Genomic DNA, 15,317 nt, shown 5'->3' on the forward strand with positions numbered 1-15,317 from the left:
GCGCCAATCAATAGCCGACCGACAGGCTGGCCCAAACCCGCGGGCTGCGCTTGGGCGTGATGACCGCAGCCTCCCGATCCGTGGCCCAGGCCGCTGACAGGTCCAGTGCCCAGCCGCTGCCTTGCAGGCCCCCGCCCACGCCAGCGCCGGCCAGGCGACGCCGGTTGCTGCCCGTGCTGCTCCACGGCTGGTGATTGACCTGCACCACCCCCGCATCCGCAAACGCCTGCAGCTGCCATTCCGGCGCTGGCTGCCAGCGCAGTGCCAGGTTGCCGACCCAGCCGTCGTCGCCGCTGGCTTCGCCTTCGGGGTAGGCGCGCACGCCGTTGGCGCCGCCGAGGCTGATCTTTTCGGCAGAGGGCAGGTTGTGGTCGGCGCGTTGGGCGCGCCAGGCCATGGCCAGCGTCCATTCGGGCAGCAGCTGCTGCTGGCGCTGCAGGCTGGCGGTGAGCTTGCTGAAGCCTTTGCCGGTGTTGGCGCTGAGCTGGTCGATGAAGGTGCTGACGGCGTCCATGTGAACCTGGCCGGTCTGCAGGCCGAGGCTCAGGTCGCTCATGGCCGGCAGCGCCAGCCAGCCGTCCTGCCACTGGCCTTGCAGGCTCAGGCTGGCGAGGTTGATGCGGTGCGTGCTGCGGGTCTCGGTGCTGGCCACCATGTCCACCAGACGCTTGTCGTCGTACTGCAGCTGCAGATTCCAGTTGTCGGTCTGGCTGCGCACGAGCGGGTGGCGCGCGTAGAAGCTCAGCGTGCTGGCCAGGCCGTAGGCGCCGAGGGCGGCGAACTGCTTGCCGAGCCGGTAGTCCATGTGCGAGGCAGACAGGCCCACGCGCGTGCCCAGCGGACCCACGGGCAACTGGTAGGACGCGGCGGCGTAGCGCTGGGCCAGCTGGCTGCGCAGCAGGTGCAGGCTGAGCTGGTCGCCCAGGCGCAGCGGGTTGTTGAACGACAGGTTCAGGCTCAGGCGCTGGTCGCCGGTGCTGTCGCTGCCGTGGTTGTCGAGCGCGGCGTCGGCCTCGAAGGCCTGGCCTTCGTCCACTTCCACCAGCAGGTCCGAAGCGCCCGGCGTGTCGCCCGGCCGCAGCGTGGACAGCACGCGCGTGCCCGGCAGGCTGCGCAGTGACAGCAGCACCGGCGCGAGGTCCTGCTCGCGCAGCGCGGCCTGCGGCTGCAGCAGGTCCAGCGGCGCTAGCGCGTCGCCCTGCAGCTCGGCGCGGTTGCGCAGCTCGACCTTGCCCAGCCGGCCTTCGGCGACCGCAATTTCCACCCGCCCGCCCTGCACCTCCTGCGCCGGCAGGTAGGCCCGCGCGACCAGGTAGCCGGCCTCGCGGTAGGCGCGCGTGAGCCGGCCGGCCAGCTGGTTCAGCTCGGCCAGGTTCAGCTCACGGCCGATGGCATCGGCCAGCAAGGCCTGCAGCCCGGCCTCGGGCAGGCTTTGCACGCCGCGCAGCACAAAGCCGCTGACCCGCACACGCACGCCGCCCTCAGGCACAGCGCCAGGCGCCGGTGCGTCCACGTTCAGCGGCGGCGATGCACTCGGCGCCGAGCGCGGCGGCGGGTTGTTGCGCAGTTCCTGCAGCAACTGGCCGGCATCAGGTGCGGCCAGCGCGGCGCTGGTGGCCAGGCTCAGCGCATACAGCGCCAGGCGGTTCGGGGACAAGCTTCTCACGGCAACAACAACCCAGGATGAATCGGAACTCAGCGCGCTGCAGCGTCGGCTTCCAGCACCGTCAGGCCCAGGCCCTTCAGCAAAGCGACCAGCTTCAGTTGCTGGGCGCGGGTCACGGTGGCCGGCTTGAACACGTCTGCCAGGCCGAGCTGCTGGGTCTTGGTCAGCTGGTAGTTCTGCGCGTCTGCACCGCTGATGGCGAAGGTCTCGACGACAGGCTTGTAGTGGCCCCACAAGGCGGTGACGAACTGGCCGGTCTGGCTGAGCGCCACGTCGTCGCCTGCGACAAGCCCGGTCAACGTGCCGCCGGTGACCGTGGCGGTCTTCGTGCCGTCGAACACCTTGTCCTGCGCCTGGGCGCCGGTCACGGTCAGCAGGGCCTGGGCGATGTTGGCGCTGCTGCTGTCGTTGGCGACGACGTAGTTGCCCGCGTCGCCGCCGCCCAGGCTGTTTGTCACCGTTACGACCTTGCCGAGACCAGCGTTCTTGTCGGCGAACGTGCCACTCTGGCTGAGCGTGACGCTGTCGCCCGCGATCACGCCGGCCAGCGTGCCGCCGCTGACCTGCGCCAGCGTCGTGCCGTCATAGGTCTTGTTGGTGGCCGCGCTGCCGGAGACGGTGAGCAGCGCCTTCGCGATGTCGGCCCGGGCAATGGCCGAGGGGTTCATCAGCACGTAGTTGCCGGCGTCGCCGCCGCTGATGGCGAAGGTCTCGGTGACGGTCTTGCCGGTGCCGGCGGTCTTGTCGCTGAAGCTACCGCTCTGGCTGAGTGCCACGCTGTCGCCATCGACCAAGCCGTGCAGATAGCCACCACTGACGCTGGCCGTGCTTGTGCCGTCGTAGGTCTTGCCGGCGACATGGGCGCCGAACACGACGAGGGCGGCCTGGCTGATCGCCAGGTTGGCGCTGTAGGCGATGTCGTAGCCCTGCTGCGTCGAATAGAGGCCGCTCACCCGCAGCGAACCATTGCCGGCGCTGTAGCTGCCGGCGTTGTCGCTGCTGCTGGCGTAGCTCAGCACGCCGCTGCCCAGCAGCGAGGCGCCGGGCTGGGACAGCGTGTAGCTGCTGGTGCTGCCCGCGGCGGCCAGGCCGTCGTAGACCTTGCCGTTTGCCGTGAAGGACACGCTGACCGGCGTGAGGAAGCTGCGCAGCAGCGGCATCGTGCTGCCTTCGTACAAGCGCCAGGCGGTGCCGCTGCCGCCCACGTCGTCCAGCGACCAGCCGGCCGCCGTGTAGGTGGCGGTGGACCTGGCCTCGGCGTCGCTGAGGCCATGGGTCAGGCTGTCCACACTGGCCTGGTTGCTGCCGATGCCGGTGCCCGTGTTGGCCGTGAGCCAGAACGAGCGGGTCACCTGGCCTGCGCCAGAGTTGAGACCAACCAGGCCACCCAGCTGGGTGTAACCCAAGACGCTGCCGGTGGCGTAGGCGCTGGCGATGCTGCCGCTGTTCGCACCCGCCAGGCCGCCAACGACGTACGCGCCCGAGACCGCACCACTGGCGTACACATTGCTCAGCACGCCGCTGTTGCTGCCCGCCAGCCCGCCGGTGCCGGTGCCGTAGGCCATGACGGCACCGGTGGCATAGGCGCCGTCAATGCTGCCGCTGTTGACGCCCGCCAGCCCGCCAGTCCCGTTGCCATTGCCATAGCCGTACACGGCACCGGTCGCGTAGACGCTGCCGATGCTGCCGCCGCTGCTGCCCACCAGCCCGCCAGCGCTGCTGCCGTAGCTGACAACCACACCGGTGGCGTAGGCGCCGTTGACGCTGCCACTGTTGCTGCCCGCCAGGCCGCCAGTGTCGTTGCCGTAGCCGGTGACGGCACCCGTCGCGTAGACGCCGCCCAGGCTGCCGTTGTTGTGCCCCACCAGCCCACCGACCTCGGTGCTGCCGTAAACAAGGCCGCTGGCGTGCGAGCCTGTGATGCTGCCGTCGTTGATGCCGACCAGGCCGCCCACCTGGTTGCCGTCGTAGACAGAGGCGGTCGCCTGCGAGTTGCCGATGCTGCCGGCATTGCGCCCGACCAGCCCCCCCACCGCGCCGCCGGCACTCCAGTCGCCGCTCACAGCGCCGCTGGCGCTGACATTGCTCAGCGTGGCGTCGCTCCAGCCGACCAACCCGCCCACGTTGGCCTCGCCGTCGACCGATGCCGTGGACGAGACGTTGCTGAGGTTCAGGGGCAGCTTCACGGTGGTGGATTGGCCGTTGGCATCGGTGCCCGCCACGCTGGGCCGGCTCAGCGTGCCCACGAGCCCGCCCACGTCGGAGGTGCCGCTCACGCTGCCGCCGCTGCTCACGCCGCTCAGCGTGCCGCTGTCCCAGCCCACCAGGCCGCCGACCGAGCTGCCGCCGCTGACCGTGCCCGCAGCGCTGCTGGCTTGCACCAGGCCGCCCAGCTCGTTGTCGCCCACCAGGCCGCCGGCCTTGTCGCCACCGCTCACGGTGGCCAGGCTTTGGCTACCGGCGATGGTGCCCAGGTTCAGGCCGGCCAGCCCGCCCACCGCGCTGCTGCCGGTGACGCTGCCGCTGACCCGCACGTCGCTGACGCTGCCGCCCGCGTTGACCAGGCCGACCAGGCCGCCTACGTGGGTACCACCGGTGGTGTTGCCGCCACTCAGCGCCAGGTGGCTGATGCTGCCGCCGTTGCCCAGCACGCCCACCAGGCCCACGTTGTCCTGGCCGGCTCGGTTGATCACCAGGCCGTCGATGCTGTGCGACTGGCCGTCCAGGCTGCCGGTGAAGGGCGCGGCGGCAGTGCCCAGCGGCACGAAGCCACTGTCGCCCAGTTGGCCAGTGTTGTCGGCCGGGCTGGCGGCAATGTCGTTGGCCAGGGTGTAGCTGGCACCAAGGTCGTAGCCGATCAGCTGCAGCTGACGCACGGTGTGGATGCCGCGCACGTACTCGGCCACGCGCACCGGGCGCAGGCCGTCCACCATGATCCAGGCCGGCTGGCCGTCGACGTCGTTCGCCACCCAGAAGCCCGAGCCCGGCGTGCTTTCGTGCCAGTTGCCGAGGTTGGCATAGTCGCCATGCTTGCTGCCGCCCGCGGCGTTGCCAATGTTGCTGCTGTAGCCGCCAGCCGAAGTGCCGACGGCGCTGGCTTGCCCGGTGCTGCTGCCGTCCCACACCAGGTAGCGGATTTCCCCGCCATTGAGGCCCACCAGCCCGCCCACCTGGGACTGGCCCTGCACTGAACCCGCCGCATAGGCATTGCGGATCGCATTCCAGTTGACCCCTGCCAGGCCGCCCACGGCATTGACGCCGCTGACGCTGCCGCTCACCGTGCTGTCGCTGATGCTGCCGGCGTTGTAGCTCGCCAGGCCGCCCACCATGTCGTGCCCCGTCACGCTGCCGCTGACCGCTGCACCGGTGATGCTGCCGAAGTTGAAGCCGACCAGGCCGCCCACGTTGGAGCCCTGCGGTGCCCACACGTCCACGCTGCTGCTGACGTTGCGGACGCTGCCCCAGTTGTGGCCCACCAACGCGCCGATGTAGGCGCCGAAGCCGTACTCGCCCAGGCTGACGCTGCCGCCTTGCAGTGCCAGGTCCCGGATCTCGCTGCCGCTGCCGGCGGCGGCGATCAGGCCCACGTCCTGGCCGGAAGCCTCGGCGATGGTGAAGCCCTTGATCGCGTGACCCAGGCCGGCCAGGTTGCCGGTGAACGGGCTGTCGGTGCTGGCGATCAGCGCGCCGCTGTAGACCGTGGCGCTGGCGTCGATGTCCTGCGCCAGCGCGTAGTGCCCGGCCAGCCCCTGGCTGTTGATGGCCTCCAGGTCCGCCAGGCTGTGGACCAGGGTGTAGGCCGTGCCGTTGACGTTCAGCGAGGCATTGGCGCCACTGAGCGTGACAGGCGCGTGCAGCTTGTAGTCCGCGCCGCTGCGCACGCTGCCGGAGGCGGCGTAGTTGCCGGTGTTCAGCACCAGGCCGGCATTCGCGCCAGTGGCGGTGAGCTCGGCCAGCAGGTTGATGTTGTTGTAGGCGTTGAGCGTCAACGTGGTGTTGGCACTCCAGCTCACCGCGGCATTGACGTTGATGTCGCCGCTGTCGCTGCCCTTGCTGTTGTCGGTCGTCAGCGTGACGTTGTTCGTCGCCAGGTTCGTGGCCAAGGTGCTCGCGCCAATGCCGCTGCTGGTCAACGCACCGCTGCCGGCGCTGATCGTGAAGTCCGTCGGGTCGACAAGCCAGGTGCCGGTCTTGCCGGTTTGCGACAGTGTGCTGATCTGCGCACCGTCTGCCACTTGCACATGCGCGCCGCTGGTCTCGATGAAGCCGCCGTCGTGGTTCACGGACGAGGCGTCCAGCTTGCCGCCGGCCTTCACGGTGCCGCCGTTGAAACCGCCGAGCAGGATGATCTTGCCGCCGCTGCTGTCGATGCCCTTGGCCTCGATCACGCCTTCGTTGTTGACGACTGTGTCCAGCAGCGCGTTCTTGGCTGTGGCGCTGAGCAGCACGCTGCCGTTGTCCGCGCGGATCAGGCCCTTGTTCTCGGCCAGCGCGTTCAGCGTGCCTTCGTCGACCGTGACGCTGAGCAGCTGGCTGCCGCTGAAGTCCAGCGTGACCTTGTCGCCGGCGGCGAGGGCTGCGGTGCCGTTGGGCGTGGTGATGCTGCCGCTGTTGCTGACCTGCTTGCCAAGCAGCGCCACGTAGCCGCCGGTCAGGCTGCCCTGGTTGACGACGCTGCCCTGGTTGCCGTTGCCGCTGAAGCTTGCTTTGCCGGCCGCGAAGTCGCTGTCGCTCATGCTCAGCGTGGATGCAACGAGGCCACCCACGTTGACGCTTGCGCCATTGCCAAACAGCACGCCGTTCGGGTTCAGGATCCACACCTGGCCGTTGGCCGTGAGGCTGCCGTTGATGCTGGACGCCTCCGTGCCCAGCACCCGGTTCAGCGCGATGGACGAGGCGCCTGGCTGCACGAACTTGACGCTCTCGCCCTTGCCCACGTTGAACGTCGCCCAGTTGATCGCCAGGTTCTGGCTGCCCTGGGTGATGGTGGTCGTGCTGCCGCTTTGCGTGATCGTGCCACTGCCCGTGCTCACCGCGCCACCCGTCGGCCCGGCCAGCACAGCACCGCTCAGTGCCGCCGCTGCCAACAGCACCGCGCCGCTGCGCTTGCCACGCGCCTTGGCAGTCTCCGGCACGGCGACAAAACGTTGGAACAGGTCGCTCCAGACAAGGCGGTAGGCGTGGTTCATGGCAGGGAAGAATGAGGAAGAAGGGGCTGACGGAATGTTAGGAAGCGGCCCCGCCGCTGTCCGTAGAACAAATGCGCTACAGCCGGCCGCCCACGCCCGTGCAGCGTGGGCGGCCGGCATCGCAGCGGCCGGCGGAAGCGAGCTCAGCGCGCCGCAGCGTCGGCCTCCAGCACCGTCAGGCCCAGGCCCCTCAGCAACGCGGCCAGCTTCAGTTGCTGGGCCACGGTCACGGCCGCGGGCTTGAACACGTCCGCCTGGCCCAGTTGCTGGGTCTTGGTCAGCTGGTAGTTCTGCGCATCCGCGCCGCTGATGGCAAAGGTTTCGACCACCGGCTTGTAGTGGCCCCACAAGGCGGTGACGAACTGGCCGGTCTGGCTGAGCGCCACGTCGTCGCCCGCGACCAGGCCGGTCAGCGTGCCGCCGGTGACGGTGGCGGTCTTGGTGCCGTCGAACACCTTGTCTTGCGCCTTGGCGCCGGTCACGGTCAGCTGGGCCTGGGCGATGCTGGCGCTGGTGCTGTCGTTGGCGACGACGTAGTTGCCCGCATCGCTGCCGCCCAGGTCGTTGGTCACGACCACCACCTTGCCGCTGCCGGCGTTCTTGTCAACGAATGCGCCGCTCTGGCTCAGCGTGACGCTGTCGCCGGCGAGCACGCCCATCAGTTGGCCGCCACCGACCACTGCGGCGGTCTTGCCGTCATAGGTCTTGTTGGCCGCCACGGTGCCGGCCACCAGCAAGGTGGCGGCGGCGATGTCGGCCGTGGTGGTGCCGGTGGCATTGGCCAGCACGTAGTTGCCGGCATCGACACCGCCAATGGCGAACTGTTCGTTGACCGTCTTGCCCGTGCCGGCATGCTTGTCGACAAAGCTGCCACTCTGGCTGAGGCTGACGCTGTCGCCCGGCAGCAGGCCCAGCAGCGTGCCCTGGCCCAGGCTGACCTGGGTCGTGCCGTCGTAGGTCTTGTTGGCCGCCGCGCCACCGCTCGCTGTCAAGGTCGCCGCGCTGATGCTGGCGGTGCTCGCACCCAGGCGATCGAAGCTGTAGTTGCCCGCGTCCGCGCCCAGCAGGGACAGGCCCACGCTGACGCTCTTGTTCGTGCCAACGTTCTTGTCGTCGAAGTAGCCGACGACATCCGCCGAAACCGCGTCGCCGGCAATCACGCCGCCAAGGCTGCCGGTGACGCTGGCGCGGGACGAGCCGTCGTAGGTCTTGTCGGCCACCACGAGGTCCACAGACAGCAGCTTGGGCGTGATGTCGGCCGCCATGACGGTTGACGGATTGAGCAGCAGGTAGTTGCCGGCATCGGCGCCACCCAGGCTGCGGCTGACGGCGACCTGCTTGCCGTAGCCCACGTTCTTGTCGCCGAAGCTGCCGCTCTGGTTGACGGTGACCAGGTCCCCGTTGAACAGGCCATCCAGGTGGCCTCCGCTGACACTGGCAGCTGTGCTGCCGTCGTAGACCTTGCTGAGGGCTGTGCCGCCGACGAGGTAGAGGGTGGCGGCCGAGATGTCGGCCTGGGCCGTGCCGGCCTGGGGGCCAAGCACGTAGTTGCCGGCATCGGGTCCGGACAGCGCGCCGGTGATGCTCACGGTCTTGCCGGTGCCCACGTTCTTGTCGCTGAAGCTGCCGCTCAGGTAATACCCCAGTTGGTCGCCCGCAACCACGCCCACGAGGCTGCCGCCGCTGAGCTGTGCCACCACCGTGCTGTCGTAGGTCTTGCTGCTCGCCTGCGCGCCGCTCACTTGCAGTTGCGCAGGGTCGATGTCGGCGGCGACCTTCGCCACCGGGCCGACCAGCACGTAGTTGCCCGCATCGTCGCCGGCCAGGCTGTTGGTGACCGTGACTGTCTTGCCGCTGCCGGCGTTCTTGTCGCTGAAGCTGCCGCTCTGGCTGAGGGCGACACTGTCGCCGGCCAGCACCCCGCCCAGGCTGCCACCGCTGACACTCGCCAGCGTCGTGCCATCGTAGGTCTTGCTGGCCGCGGTGCCGCCGCTGACGGTCAAGCTGGCGGCGGTGACCTTGGCGGTGCCTTCGGCAAAGCTCAGGTCATAGCCAAACTGGCCGGAATAGAGGCCGCTGAGGCCGATGCTGTAGCTGCCAACGTTCTTGCTGCCGGCATCGCCGTAAACCGCCGTGCCGAGGATGAGGCTGCGGTCGGCGCCAGCGTCACTGGTGGCGTAGCCGCCGCCGCTGAAATTCACCGTGCCGTCATAGACCTTGCTCACGCCGTCGGCGCTGACGGTGAGCGCTGGCATGAAGGACCTCAGCAAGGGCGCGGTCTGGCCCTCGTAGATGCGCCACACGGCGTTGCTGCCGCCACTGCTGGCCAGGTCCCAGCCGCTGAAGCTGGACGCCTGCATCATCTGCGCGGAACTCAGCCCGGTGCCGCCACCCAGGCTGGTGGACTGGCCGGTGGTCTCCAGGTTCCAGTAGCCGTTGGTGACGGTGGGGTAGAAGCCGTCGAAGCCGCCGATCAGGCCGCCAGGTTGATAGCTGGCGCTGACATGGCCACTGGCATAGACATCGGTCAGCACGCCGGCCCCCTTGCCCATCAGGCCGCCCACGCGCGAGTCGCCGCTCACGTCGCCAGTGGCATAGGCGTAGACGACCGTGCTGTCGTAGTTGGCCGAGCCGATCAGGCCGCCCACGCCTTCGCCACCAGCGGACTTAACGTTGCCGGTGGCAAAGGCGCTGATGATGAAAGAGGCGTCGTTGTGGCCGACCAGCCCGCCGACCGAACCGGTGAGACCGGTGACGTTGCCAGTGGCATAGACATTGGAAAAGACCGAGGTGTTGTAGGCCACACCGACCAGGCCGCCAACGTAGAGGTTGCCGCTGACGTCGCCACTGGCATGGGCGTTGTTGAGGGTCACGGCCTCGGTCTGCAAACCGACAAGCCCCCCGACGTACGATGCGCCCGTCACGTCACCGCTGGCCCACACCTGGTCCAGGTTGCCCTTGTTGCGCCCGATCAGCCCGCCGGTGTCATTGCCGCCGGTGACCGTGCCGGTGGCGTCCGACCGTGTGATGCGGCCGGTGTTGTAGCCGACCAGCCCACCCGAATCGTCGCCACCGCTGACATCGACGGCGGCATGCACGTTGAGGATCGTCCCGTCACTCAGCCCGGCCAGCGCGCCCGCACCCGGGCCCGAGGCCTGCACGCTGCCGCCCACCAGGCTGAGGTCGCGCACCACGGCGCCATTGCGGATCTGGCCGATCAGCCCGGCAAGGCTGCCTGCGCCCGCCACGTTGAACCGATGAATGGTGTGGCCCAGGCCGGCCAGCGTACCGAAAAACGTCCCGATCACCGCGCCACCGTAGACCGTGTCGCTGGCGTCCAGGTCCTGCGCCAGCGCGAGCAGGCCGTGGTTGTCGGCCGACTGCAGCTCGGCCATGCTGTGGATCAGCGTGTAGGCATTGCCGTTGAGGCTGAGACTGGCGTTGGCGCCGCTGAGCGTGACAGGGGCGTTGACCTTGTAGTCGCCGCCATGGTTCAGCGCCAGTCCGGCTGCCTCGCCAGTGGCCGTGATCGCTGCGTTGAGGTTGACGTTGCGGTAGGCGTTCAGCGTCAGCGTCGTATCGGCGCTCCAGCTGACCGCTGCGTTGACGTTGATGTCGCCGCTGTCCGTGCCGGTGCTGTTGTCGGTCGCCAGCGTGACGTTGTTGCTCGCCAGGTTCGCAGCCAGCGTGCCCGCGCCGATGCCGCTCGTCGTTTGGCCGCCGCTGCCCGCGCTGATCGTGAAGTCCGTCGGGTCCACCAGCCAGGTGCCGGTCTTGCCGGTTTGCGACAACGTGCTGATCTGCGCGCCGTCTGCCACTTGCACATGCGCACCGCTGGTCTCGATGAAGCCGCCGTCGTGGTTCACGGACGAGGCGTCCAGCGTGCCGCCGGCCTTCACGGTGCCGCCGTTGAAACTGCCAAGCAGGATGATCCTGCCGCCGCTGCTGTCGATGCCGCGCGCTTCGATCACACCTTCGTTGTTGACCACCGTGTCCAGCAGCGCGTTCTTGGCATTCGCGCTGAGCAAGACGCTGCCGTTGTCTGCACGGATCAAGCCCTTGTTCTCGGCCAATGCGTTGAGCGTGCCTTCGTCGACCGTCACGCTGAGCAGCTGGCTGCCGCTGAAGTCCAGCGTGACCTTGTCGCCGGCTGCGAGGGCTGCGGTGCCGTTGGGCGTGGTGATGCTGCCGCTGTTGCTGACCTGCTTGCCAAGCAGCGCCACGTAGCCGCCGGTCAGGCTGCCCTGGTTGACGACGCTGCCCTGGTTGCCGTTGCCGCTGAAGCTTGCTTTGCCGGCCGCGAAGTCGCTGTCGCTCATGCTCAGCGTGGATGCAACGAGACCGCCAACGTTGACGCTCGCGCCATTGCCAAACAGCACGCCGTTCGGGTTCAGGATCCACACCTGGCCGTTGGCCGTGAGGCTGCCATTGATGCTCGAAGCATCGGTGCCCAGCACGCGGTTCAGCGCGATGGACGAAGCCCCGGGCTGCACGAACTTGACGCTCTCGCCCTTGCCCACGTTGAAGGTCGCCCAGTTGATCGCCAGGTTCTGGCTGCCCTGGTTGATGGTTGTGGTGCTCCCGCTTTGCGTGATCGTGCCACTGCCGGTGCTCACCGCACCGCCGGTGGGCCCAGCGAAGGCACCGCCACTCAAGGCAGCCGCTGCAAGCAGCACCGCACCGCTGCGCTTGCCCCTCGCCTTGGCTGTCTCCGGCACGGCGACAAAACGTTGGAACAGGTCGCTCCAGACAAGGTGGTAGGCGTGGTTCATGGCGGGGAGAATTGGAGGGAAAGAGGGTTGGCGGGATGCTAGGGAGCAGGCCTTGGCCTGTCCGTAGAACAAATGCGCTACAGCCGCGTCGCCAGCGGCCACTCACACTGGCCGCTGGCAAACCTGCGACACACTCGGCGGCTGCGCACACCAGCGCTCAAGCGGCGCCGCGCCAAGCCGCTTGGGGTGCCGCGTGATTTTCTTCAGCGGCGGCCGGCGGCTTGACCAGGTGTCTCAGTTGCCAAAATGAATCCCCAGGATTGGGGGTACACCGCCTTGCCCTCCTCTTCATGGCCAGCAGTTCCTCCATGACCAGCGATTACTCGCCCACCGTGCGCCAGCTCCTGGCCTCTCCAGCGCAGCGCTACGCGCACCCTGGTGCCACCGCTTCCCCCGCCGAGGCACCCGCGGTGCTGCGGCACCACTTCAGCGTGGCTGCCGAGGCGCGCACCTTGCAGGCCCCGGCCTGGCGCGACTACGTGGGTCGCTCGCTGGACGTGCCGCTCTCACGCTCGCAGGTGGCTGCCGGTTTCCACGGCGAGATCGCCACCCACGTGCTGAGCGACATGGTGTTCATGGACATCCACAGCGACGCGGTGACCCAGTTGCGCAGCGCCGCGCGCATTGGCACCGACACGCTGGACGACTACGTCTTCCACGTCGCCGTCGAAGGGCTGATCGAATCGGTGGCCCAGGGGCATCGGCCGCGCCGGTCCACGCAGTTCATGCCCGGCGTGCTGGCGCTGGACATGCGCCAGCCCTGGCGCATGCACCGCCCGACGCAGGCCCGCGTGCTGGCCTTCATGCTGCCGCGCGCCATGGTGGAGGCCGTGATCCCCGATGCCCCGGCGATCCACGGCCAGGTGGTGACCTACACCTCGTCACTGGCCCGGCTGCTGCTGGCGCAGTTGCAGACGCTGGCCACCACCCTGCCGCGCCTGCCACCAGCCGAAGCCGAACGCGCCATCCGCAGCGGTGCCGAGCTGATGCTGGCCGCATTCGGCCGCCAGGCCCGCTTGCACGGCCATGCGCGCAATGCCGTGCGCATGGCGCTGCTGGACCGGTTGCAGCACCATGTGCAGGAGAACCTGCACCAGGACACGCTGTCGCCCGACGGCATCCGCCTGCAGTTCCGGCTGCCACGCGCCACGCTGTACCGTCTGTTCGAGCCCGAGGGCGGGCTGGCCGCCTACATCCGCAACTGCCGGCTGCGCGAGGCCGCCGAAGAGCTGCTGAGCGCACCGAACAAGCCCATCATCGACATCGCCTACGGCCTGTCCTTCAACAGCGCCTCCGACTTCACCCGCGCCTTCCGCCGGGCCTACGGCATGGCGCCGCAGGACTTCAGGGCGATGGGGCTGCCAGCGGCCAAAGCGCGCTGAACAAGGCCTGCGCGACGCGCAGGCCTCGGGCCTCGTCAGCCCTGCGGCCAGACCAGGTCGACCTGGTAGGGGTAGTGGTCCGAAGCGTCGAGCTGCACGCCGGCCGGGTAGTGGCTGTGCGCCAGGGCGCGCTTCGCGTAGCCCTCGCCGCTTTCGTGCACATGCGCGTAGAACAGCAGCAAGTCATCGCCGAATGCCGCCGGGCAGACCGTGTCCATCGTCGCCAGGCGCGCATCGAAGTCCTGGCCGGACCAGTTCAGCCCGTCAGCAGACGAGCGATGGAACATGCCGGCGCCGCCGGGCTCGCGGTAGAACAGTTCGAAGCGGCCATTGCGGCTGGTGATGCCGGGCGAGCCGGTCGCGGTGGCGCCTCTTTCCAGCTGCGCCGGCTGCCACTTGCCGGTGTGGTTCAGCACCGCGCGCATCAGCCCACGCGGGCTGCCCGAGCCGGCATCCACCGTCACGACACACAGCGTGTCACCCAGCGACGCGGCCGCAATGTCGTGCGGTGTGTCGATGTGCAGCCAGTCCCGCTTGGACCAGCCCCCAGGACCCCACTGGTGCACGCAGACCTGTTCGCCACTCGGATCACGGCAGAAGACGTACAGCCGGCCCTGGTGCACCACCGCGCACACACCGCCGGAGGAGCGCATTTCACCGCCTTGACTCTCGGCTCGCGACCACTTGCGTCCATCCACGGATTCCATCTTCATCACCTGCCGGTCTTGCTGGAAGAACAGGTGCAGGCAGCCCGCGAACCACACCAGCCCCGGCGCGCCGTCGCTGCTCACGTCCGGCAGCACCTCGTGGCGCCACTGCTTGGTCGCCTGGTCGAAGCGGCTGATCTGCAGGCTGCGGTCATGCGCGGCGCGCGTGGCCACCCACAGCTTGTCGCCGGCCACCGCGGCAGACGGCAGGTGCGCCAGGGTGCCCTTGTGAACCCAGTACCACGCGGGGTTGGAGGTGTTCAGCGGGTAGTGCCAGTCGCGCAGCACAGTCGCCTGCAGCGGCCGCAGCGGCGTCTGCGCGCCGTCCTTCAGGTAGACGTAGTCCAGGCAGTCGGAATCGGGCGTGTCGCTTCCCGGGGTGAAGAACTGATCCAGCGTGTTGTGGATGTGGTCGTCGGTGGCCGAGGCCAGCGCCTGGTCCGGGCCGTGCACGCGGGTCCAGCTGTCGGTCGCGCCCTGGGCCGCCATCAAGCTCTCCAGCGTGGCGAACTTGGCCGGATCGCCAATGCGGTGCACGTTGAAGTCGCCCAGCAAGGCCGCGGGCATGTCGCCCCGGCCGCCCAGGGTCCAGCCGATCAGGTTCTCGATGTTGGTGCAGCGGGCATCCTTGTTGCCCGCGTTGGTCCAGGCGTGGGTCATGCCGATGCGCAGCTTCACACCCCCGTCCAGCTTCATGGTGGCCGACAGCACGCCCTTGGTGGCCCAGGCATCTTCGCTGTCTTCCTCCGAAGTCTCGGGGAACTGGTTGAACTGCCAGTCCTCCAGCGGAAACTTGCTGACCAGCACGATGCCTGAGCCCGCCCGGTTCAAGGCCCCGCTGGTGCCCCGGACGCTGTGCGGATAGACGCTCTTCAGGTCGTCACGGATGTTGTCCATGCGGTTGGCGGACCAGACCTCCTGCAGCGCCACCACGTCGGCGCCGGACTGCTTGACCTTCTCCACGATGAAGGCGTGGCGCTCGTCGTCGCGGAAGGTGACCGGCAGCTTGCCGGTGAGCTTGGCCCCGGTCACGATGGCGGAGCCCTCCATCAAGTGGGTGTTGAAGCTCAGCAGGCGCAAACGGCGCGAGGCCCAAAGCACCGGTTGCTTCGCGTGCTCGTCGGCCTCGCCAACACGCACCGTGAGCAGGCCGGCGTCTTCAACCACCGCCATGAACTTTCCGCCCGGTGCCACGGTGCCGGTGCTCCAGATGAAGTCGGTGTTGCCGTCGGGCTTCTGGCGGTAGACGCAGAGGTTGCCATCGCCCTGCATCGCGGCGAAGTAGTCGCCCTGCGGCAGCGAAGCGCCCAGTGCAGCCCAGATGCAGCCGCCCCGTGCCTCCGGTCCGGCGCCCTGGTAGAGGCAAAGGTTGCCATCACGCTGCTGCGTGAGAAAACAGCTGCGGTCCGGCGACGTGAGGTGTTCGCCAGCGCGGAGCTTCTGGCCAGTCAACAGGAAGTAGGTCATGGTGTTGTTTCCCTTGCGATCTTGGAGATGTGGGGGCTGCCGTTGCGGGGTTCGCAAGCCTTCAGCCATCACGTTTTGATCGTAGGAAAGCGCCGGCTCGGCGTCCGTAGAACGAATGCGCTACGGCCATCCTC

The 15,317-nt window shown here is 68.6% G+C and carries 5 protein-coding genes; 1 reads left to right on the top strand and 4 read right to left on the bottom strand.

Annotated features, from left to right (window positions below; genetic code table 11):
- Positions 1–7: 7 nt before the first annotated feature.
- From AC3WR5_RS19745 to AC3WR5_RS19755, 3 genes are all read right to left on the bottom strand, one after another.
- Positions 8–1,666 (bottom strand): ShlB/FhaC/HecB family hemolysin secretion/activation protein, encoded by a 1,659-nt coding sequence (locus tag AC3WR5_RS19745; RefSeq protein WP_492486516.1) that lies wholly within the window; start codon positions 1,664–1,666, stop codon positions 8–10.
- Between the two features lie 29 nt (positions 1,667–1,695).
- A complete protein-coding gene (locus AC3WR5_RS19750; protein WP_492486517.1) occupies positions 1,696–6,855 on the bottom strand; it encodes a two-partner secretion domain-containing protein in 5,160 nt (1,719 codons plus the stop codon).
- Positions 6,856–6,998: 143 nt separating this feature from the next.
- On the bottom strand, positions 6,999–11,627 hold the full coding sequence (locus tag AC3WR5_RS19755; protein ID WP_492486519.1) for a YDG domain-containing protein: 4,629 nt from the start codon (positions 11,625–11,627) through the stop codon (positions 6,999–7,001).
- A 308-nt stretch (positions 11,628–11,935) separates the two neighbouring features.
- Here AC3WR5_RS19755 and AC3WR5_RS19760 point away from each other — a divergent pair, with 308 nt between their 5' ends.
- A complete protein-coding gene (locus AC3WR5_RS19760; RefSeq protein ID WP_492486521.1) occupies positions 11,936–13,009 on the top strand; it encodes an AraC family transcriptional regulator in 1,074 nt (357 codons plus the stop codon).
- A 35-nt stretch (positions 13,010–13,044) separates the two neighbouring features.
- Here the strand turns inward: AC3WR5_RS19760 and AC3WR5_RS19765 are convergent, their stop codons facing one another.
- On the bottom strand, positions 13,045–15,183 hold the full coding sequence (locus AC3WR5_RS19765; RefSeq protein WP_492486522.1) for an endonuclease/exonuclease/phosphatase family protein: 2,139 nt from the start codon (positions 15,181–15,183) through the stop codon (positions 13,045–13,047).
- Positions 15,184–15,317 lie beyond the last annotated feature (134 nt).

Source organism: Ideonella sp. FW305-24 (genome assembly GCF_058788035.1).

Excerpts from the sequence above, each read along its gene's own strand:
- AC3WR5_RS19750 (WP_492486517.1), bottom strand. The coding sequence starts at position 6,855 with ATGAACCACGCCTACCGCCTTGTCTGGAGCGACCTGTTCCAACGTTTT.
- AC3WR5_RS19755 (WP_492486519.1), bottom strand. The coding sequence starts at position 11,627 with ATGAACCACGCCTACCACCTTGTCTGGAGCGACCTGTTCCAACGTTTT.
- AC3WR5_RS19760 (WP_492486521.1), top strand. The coding sequence starts at position 11,936 with ATGACCAGCGATTACTCGCCCACCGTGCGCCAGCTCCTGGCCTCTCCA.
- AC3WR5_RS19765 (WP_492486522.1), bottom strand. The coding sequence starts at position 15,183 with ATGACCTACTTCCTGTTGACTGGCCAGAAGCTCCGCGCTGGCGAACAC.